Source organism: Nostoc sp. DedVER02 (assembly GCF_034530675.2).
Lineage (GTDB): Bacteria > Cyanobacteriota > Cyanobacteriia > Cyanobacteriales > Nostocaceae > Nostoc.
In genome coordinates this window covers 38,864-45,064 of the sequence record NZ_JAVRCP020000051.1, presented here as the reverse complement: position 1 = coordinate 45,064, position 6,201 = coordinate 38,864, and the positions used below count along the sequence as shown (strand labels likewise).

General features: G+C 40.7%; 5 protein-coding genes. 3 read left to right on the top strand and 2 right to left on the bottom strand.

Annotated features, from left to right (window positions below; translation table 11 throughout):
• Positions 1-49: 49 nt before the first annotated feature.
• Positions 50-289 carry a PAS domain-containing protein gene (locus RMZ41_RS29100; RefSeq protein ID WP_322641660.1) on the bottom strand — a complete coding sequence of 80 codons (240 nt, stop codon included), beginning with the start codon at positions 287-289 and terminating at the stop codon, positions 50-52.
• A 618-nt stretch (positions 290-907) separates the two neighbouring features.
• Here RMZ41_RS29100 and RMZ41_RS29095 point away from each other — a divergent pair.
• From RMZ41_RS29095 to RMZ41_RS29085, 3 genes are all read left to right on the top strand, one after another.
• Positions 908-1,267, top strand: coding sequence for a VOC family protein (locus RMZ41_RS29095; RefSeq protein ID WP_322641661.1), 360 nt, complete (start codon positions 908-910; stop codon positions 1,265-1,267).
• Between the two features lie 152 nt (positions 1,268-1,419).
• The gene (locus RMZ41_RS29090) at positions 1,420-2,727 is read left to right on the top strand and encodes a recombinase family protein (RefSeq protein ID WP_322641662.1); all 1,308 of its coding nucleotides are present in this window, start codon (positions 1,420-1,422) and stop codon (positions 2,725-2,727) included.
• Between the two features lie 667 nt (positions 2,728-3,394).
• Positions 3,395-5,014, top strand: a complete 1,620-nt coding sequence (locus RMZ41_RS29085; protein ID WP_322641663.1) for a glycosyltransferase family 39 protein — start codon at positions 3,395-3,397, stop codon at positions 5,012-5,014.
• Positions 5,015-5,169: 155 nt separating this feature from the next.
• Here RMZ41_RS29085 and RMZ41_RS29080 read toward each other — a convergent pair whose 3' ends face one another.
• Entirely contained in the window at positions 5,170-6,192 is a 1,023-nt protein-coding gene (locus RMZ41_RS29080; RefSeq protein WP_322641745.1) for a zinc-dependent alcohol dehydrogenase, read from the bottom strand.
• Between the last annotated feature and the right edge of the window lie 9 nt (positions 6,193-6,201).

The window sequence follows — 6,201 nt, the reverse complement described above, 5'->3', positions numbered from 1 at the left end:
GAGATGATTGCTTCTCTTACTTCTTACGACTTTATCCTTGAAGCCTTATTTAGCGCAGCTTCATAAAGAATTGGTATAAGTTTTGAAAATCTTGCTTAAATGAGGAATGTTTAAAAATTGCTTCTATTAATAATAGATCATCATCTATTATCATTGAGATTGGTTGATTAACTAATTCTTCTTCACTAAAACCAAATAATTGTTGAGCAGCATTATTTACTTTCTTTATCTTTCCTAAATTATTAGTTATTAATAAAATATCTAGTATTGAGGTAATTAGTTTTTCCATATAATTATTGGATTCAAAATTTATTTAATAATTCAAGCCAATAGTTAAAAATTTAGTATTATTAATAATTATTTAAAATGTTTGATAGATATACAAGTCTTTTCGGATAAAATTTGTAAAAACTACTAATACTCAGTTTTTTTATAGGATTACTATTTGATTTTTGAACGAAATTAGCTATTGTAGCGTGTGTTAGAACGGAGTTCGTAACGCACTATTATCACAGGTTTGATGTGTTACGCTGTCGCTAACACATCCTACAGATATTTTCTCCAAATCAAACCGGATTCCTATAGTAAAATTTATATTAATTGATTTAGTGTGCGATTTTTTAACATCAACCTAGTGTGGTTAAGCTCACCACGCTTTAGGAACGCTTGCAAAAGTAGAAAAAAACTATGCAGAGGCGAGGGTTTATTTGCAGACAGCATGTTGAGTATAAGGATGAAGATTGGGGGGCGATCGCACGGGAGGTTTTAGAGAGATTATCAGAGTGATATCAAATAGTTATATTGCTATCTTCATAAGATAAAATTGTCCTATAGGTCAAATAGTTGCAAGCTAGCAAAGATTCAAAAGACATCAAAATTTAGATAAATGCGATCGCACTTACCAACAATGCAGATTACCCAAAGTCTCCATACCGCAATTCTTGTGACTGACTTAGAACGCTCCGAACACTTTTATGGCAGAGTACTGGGATTATCTAAAATAGATCGTTCCCTGAAATACGCTGGTGTATGGTATCAAGTCGGCAACTATCAAATTCACCTAATAGTTGCACCTACTGTCCCTACCGAAAACCCAAATGAAAAATGGGGACGCAACCCCCACATCGCTTTCTCAGTTGCTAACTTGGACGCTGCCAAACAAGAGTTGCTCAATCATAATTATCCCATTCAACCCAGCGCTTCCGGTCGCCCTGCCCTATTCACTCAAGATCCAGATGGAAATATTATCGAGTTGAGTCAACAGTGAGGGGGAGGGGGCAGGGGAGCAGGGGAGCAGGGGAGCAGGGGAGCAGGGGAGCAGGGGAGGCAGGGGAGGCAGGGGAAGAAGAACTATTTATTGATTATTGACTATGACAAATGACAAATGACAAATGACCAATGACAAATGACCAATGACAAATGAAAATCATTGCCTACTCTTACACCAATCCGCTATTAGAATCTGCTCCCGATCAAGCCGATTGGGGATGGGAGGTGGATCGGGTTTATGAAGATTTGGGCAAGCAAAAGTCTTCTACACGATCGCAATTACAACAATTATTTACCGATTGCGAAACTGAACCAGCAGATTATCTTTTGATTCGGCGGCTGGAAGAATTAGGGGATACTGTAGAAGAAATTAGCGATCGCTTGCATCAACTCGAAGCAATGGGAGTAGCGATCATCGCCACAGAACAACCTTACACTTCCGAAAATTACCCTCTCGGCGCTGACTTGCTAAATTTACTAAATGCAATCCAGCGTCAGCAACGCAGTCGTCGCATCCGCCAAGGACATGCGCGCAATCGTCTTGAGGTTGCACCGCCACCTGGCAAAGTTCCCTATGGCTATCGCAGAGGTAAGGGACAATATACTATCGATCGCAGTACTTCACCAGTAGTCAAAGATTTTTTTGAACAGTTTTTACTCTATGGTTCCCTGCGGGGTTCAGTTCGTTATTTGGCGAAAAAATACGGCAAAAAAATCTCTGTAACCACGGGAAGACGCTGGCTAACTAATCCAGTTTATCGTGGCAATACAGCTTACCAAAATGGTGAAATTATCTCTAATACACATATTCCGATAATTTCTAAAGAAGAAGCAGCCCAAATTGACCGACTTTTACGCCGTAACAGCCGTTTACCATCCCGAACTGCTAGTGCTAGGCGTTCTTTAGCTGGGTTGGTTGTCTGTGCTGAGTGTCAGTCACATCTGACAGTTACTCGTGTCACCCAACGCAATCAAGATAAGGAGTATCTTTATTTACGTTCTACTAGCTGTCCTCAACGCCCCAAGTGTAAGGCTATTCCCTACCAAGAAGTGTTGGAACATACAATTGAAACCGTTTGCCGTGACTTACCGTTAGCTGTCGCGGGGATGAATTTTCCTCAATTGGATGCAGTCAAGAATAGTTTAGGACAAGCGATCGCGCGTCAGCAAGAAATACTCGATCAGTTACCTGCTTTAATTGAAACTGGAATTTTAGATATTGAAACAGCAAAGTTAAGGGCTTACAAACTCCGCACAGAAATTTCTGCACTTGAAGCAAAGTTGGCGACTCTACCCCCAGTTAATTTGCGTTCTGTTGCTCAAGCTGTTTCTATACCGCAATTTTGGTTAGATTTGTCGGAAACAGAGCGGCGATTTTACTTTCGAGAATTTATCAGACAGATTGAAATTACTTTTCAAAATCAAGAATTAAAATTACAAGTTATTTTTATTTTTTAATACTAATATCAAAATCAAAAGGCATAGCCATAGTGATACTTAAGCAACTAATATCCAACTATAAAATAGTTATTAAAATGCAATAAAGCTAAAATCATTTTTCAAATTCATCTTTTTTAACAAACCGCATTCGCGCAGCGTCTCGTTAGAGAAGAACGCAAAGTAGACAAAGGAAGATCAGAAAGAAGTACTTAACTGAATTGTATTAAAACCTACAAGTTTCAATTAATAAAACGTTTAGACTATAAAGCCTATAAAATAATTATTCTTTCTTTTGTCTTTTTTTTCTAGAATAAATTCCAAGCTGATATGGTAACGAACCGGAAGATTTAAGAATTTTATATAAATCTAAATTTAGCCAGATAAAAACTAAGTGATAAAAGTTAAACTAAGCGTTAAATATCAAATAAAATACAAGTTAATCTACGGATTAGCAAACAGGTGACAAATAATTTATCTACTGTATTATTTTTATCATTTTTCGGTTTATATGTTCTTTTACTAACTAAGATAAATTTTTCAAAAAAGAGCGCTAATTAGAGAAAGTTGAGTTAATCTTGGAAACTAGCAATTGTTAAGAATATACGTTGCTACTGGGCGGCAACATTGGAGATTCGCTTTGGTCTCTATGTAATCAAACCAGCAAGTAAAATGATTACCAGAGAATATGCAAGAAGGAAGCTTTATTTGGAGTCATCTAGAAAAACAGCATCGCACGGTTGGCAAATGGATTGATTGGGTATGGCTAATAGTATTGCTGTTGGCAGCAGTATTACTGTTTAGCATCAATCTGGGAGGGTTGCCGCTGCGAGATTGGGATGAAGGGACTGTGGCACAGGTTGCTCGTGAAATTTGGCACGCTCCAGCAGGTTCAATGCGTTGGCTTTTCCCAACGCTAGGAGGCGAACCATATCATAACAAGCCGCCTTTGATGCATTTGCTCATTGCTTGGGCTTATTCTCTAGGAGGCGAAAATGAGTTGACAACGCGCCTACCTGGAGCAATTTTAACAGCGACATCTGTACCTCTGCTATATTGCATTGCTCGTGAGATATTTCGCCAACGTTGGGCTGCTATTTATAGCGCTTTGATTTATCTAACAATGCTACCTGTGGTGCGTCATGGGCGCTTGGCAATGTTGGATGGGGCGATGGTAAGTTTTTTGATGCTGATGATGTTGTGCGTGTTGCGATCGCGCCGAGATTTACGTTATTGCCTTGGTGTTGGTGTCAGTTTTGGGCTGGTTTGCCTAACTCAAGGACTACTCGGCGCATTGCTAGGTGCGATCGCGATCGTATTTCTCTTTTGGGATACGCCACGACTGCTCACGTGTTACTATCTGTGGTTAGCAATCTTCATTGGTATTCTGCCTGTAGCTGGTTGGTATAGCGCCCAACTAATTCACTATGGTTACACTTTCGCCCAAGTTGGGCTTGTAAACCCATCACTAGGTAGAATTGGCTCCTTTGTAGAGGGCAATCCCGAACCACCTTGGTACTATGTTATTGAACTTCTCAAATACACATGGCCGTGGTTATTATTCTTACCGCAAACTGTCCGCTTAACTTGGGAAAATCGCAATCTTAGCTGGGCAAAACTAGTAATGGCGTGGAGTGGTATTTATTTGTTGGTAATTTCTTTCATGATTACCAAAGTACCTTGGTATTTATTCCCCATTTACCCTAGTTTAGCTTTAGCTTTTGGTATCCAATTATCAGATACAGAAAATTCGCCTTTACTCTCATCCTATCCCCGTGCTTGGGTTGCTGGTTTGGCAATACTTGCTGTAGTTGCTTCTGCTGGTAGCATTTATTTCAGTTGGGGTACAACATCACAAACAGACTTACAACTGATTTTTGCCGCAGTAGCTTTAACTATGACCTTAGCTGCTATTTTGGCAGAACGAGGTGACGGGCAATTTCTAAAGATTTTGTTTTGGGGAAGTTATCTTTCGCTGCTGCTGTTAATGAAATCTAACTACTGGGTTTGGGAATTATCTGAAGCCTATCCAGTTAAACCAGTTGCTGCGATGATTGCGCGGGCAAATCCAGCTACGAGGAAGATTTACACATCTTTTCCCTACCATCGTCCGTCGTTGGATTATTATAGCGATCGCACCATCATTCCCGCTTCTGTTGGCGAACTGGAATATTATTGGCATTACAACGGGCAACCCTATTTCCTGCTTCATGCATCTGCTTTCAACAATCTTCAACTAGATTCGATGAAGTTAATTGACCAAGCTGAAGGTTGGAAGTTAGTTACAAAAGAAACTAATCGTCTTTAAGTTTTGGGCATTGGGCATTGGGCATTGGGCATTGGGCATTGGGCATTGGTCTATCCCCTTGCACTCAACACTCATTACTCATTACTCACCACTCACCACTCTCTAATGGGTATTGTTTGGCTAGACTCAGAGCATCTACTATATTCTGCAAAAAACTAAGGAATCATTGCTACCTTAATTACCTGCCGTGCCTTCATTTCACAAAACACCTGTTCTAAATCTTTTAATGGTCGCTGTTCGCTAATAAGTAACTCAAAGGGAATTTTGCGACTAGCGATCAGTGCCAGCGCCTCCTGCACATACTTTGGTGTATTATGAAACACGCCTTTAATAGTAAGTTCGCTGTAGTGTAGTTGTTCTGTATTAACAGTAATGCTGGTATCCCGTGGACATCCACCGAATAAGTTGACTGTTGCACCAGGACGGGCGCAGGCGATCGCAGTTTCCCAAACACTTGGTACACCTGTAGCTTCAATAACTATATCTGCGCCCCATCCTTGGGTAAGTTCTTTCACTACACTAGGAATATCCGAGATTTGATGATAATTAAAGGTCTGGGTTGCACCCAATTTTTGACCAATTTCTAGCCGATGGTGATTACCTCCCCACAGCAACACCTCAGCTTTCTCACTCAACGCCGCCACAAACATTAGCCCAATCGCCCCATCTCCTAAGACGACTACTCGATCTTTGGGCTTAATATTAGAACGGGCTACACCATGCAATACACAGGCTAAGGGTTCCATCATGGCTGCCAATTCCCACGGCAACTCATCGGGTATCTGCAATAAATTATGCTGTACTATCGCTGCGGGAATTTTCAGATATTCCGCAAAAGTCCCGTTATTCCAGGTCAGATTCGGACATAATGAATACTCTTGACGTTGACAAAAAAAGCACTTCATGCATGGTGCGGAATTATTAGCGACGACGCGATCGCCCACTTGCCAATTTGTAACCCCTGCACCCAAGGCAACAATTCGCCCAGCACCTTCATGACCAAACAGCGTTGGTGGTATCAGCATTTTGGCATGACCACCACGCCGCCAGACTTTCAAATCTGTACCGCAAGTTGTTGCCGCCCCTACTTGAATCACAACTTCACCAGCCGCCGGAGTGGGGTCAGCAACTTTTTCTAAGCGTAAATCTTCTTGCCCATAAAGTAACGCTGCTAACAAAGCTTTAAA

Bases quoted from the DNA above. Each gene is read 5' to 3' on its own strand.
- RMZ41_RS29100 (WP_322641660.1), bottom strand. From the start codon at position 289: ATGGAAAAACTAATTACCTCAATACTAGATATTTTATTAATAACTAAT.
- RMZ41_RS29095 (WP_322641661.1), top strand. From the start codon at position 908: ATGCAGATTACCCAAAGTCTCCATACCGCAATTCTTGTGACTGACTTA.
- RMZ41_RS29090 (WP_322641662.1), top strand. From the start codon at position 1,420: ATGAAAATCATTGCCTACTCTTACACCAATCCGCTATTAGAATCTGCT.
- RMZ41_RS29085 (WP_322641663.1), top strand. From the start codon at position 3,395: ATGCAAGAAGGAAGCTTTATTTGGAGTCATCTAGAAAAACAGCATCGC.